This window comes from Paraburkholderia sp. EG304 (assembly GCF_046543485.1).
Taxonomy (GTDB): domain Bacteria; phylum Pseudomonadota; class Gammaproteobacteria; order Burkholderiales; family Burkholderiaceae; genus Paraburkholderia; species Paraburkholderia youngii.
Genome location: NZ_JBKGUA010000363.1, coordinates 1 through 403, shown reverse-complemented (window position 1 = coordinate 403; position 403 = coordinate 1). Strand labels below are relative to the sequence as shown.

1 pseudogene is annotated in these 403 nt (G+C 71.5%); it reads left to right on the top strand.

Annotation, left to right across the window (positions count from 1 at the left end):
* Window positions 1–403, top strand: a pseudogene (locus ACLFKU_RS44295) (thiol reductant ABC exporter subunit CydC); the annotation flags it as partial.

Below are 403 nucleotides of genomic sequence, written 5' to 3'. Positions count from 1 at the left end.
AGGGTGTGTTCGCGCGGCACCGCGGCCGCCTGTTGCTGACCGTCCTGCTGCTGTGGACGACGATGCTGGCCGGCACCGCCTTGCTGGGGCTGTCCGGTGGGTTCCTGACCGCCGCCGCCTTGGCCGGGGCGGCCGGGCTCGGCAATGGCTTCAACTTCTTCTCGCCCTCGGCGGGCATCCGCGGGCTGACCATGGCGCGGATCGTGTCGCGCTACTTCGAAAAACTGGTCGGCCACGATGTCACCCTGCGCATCGCGCGCGATCTGCGCGTGTGGTTCTTCCGTCGCGCGCTGCCGCTGGCACCGGCGCGCCTGGCAGGGGTGCGCACCGGTGAGCTGCTGGCGCGGCTGATGTCGGATATCGGCGAGGTCGACGGCCTGCTGGTGCGCGCGATCGGCCCGCT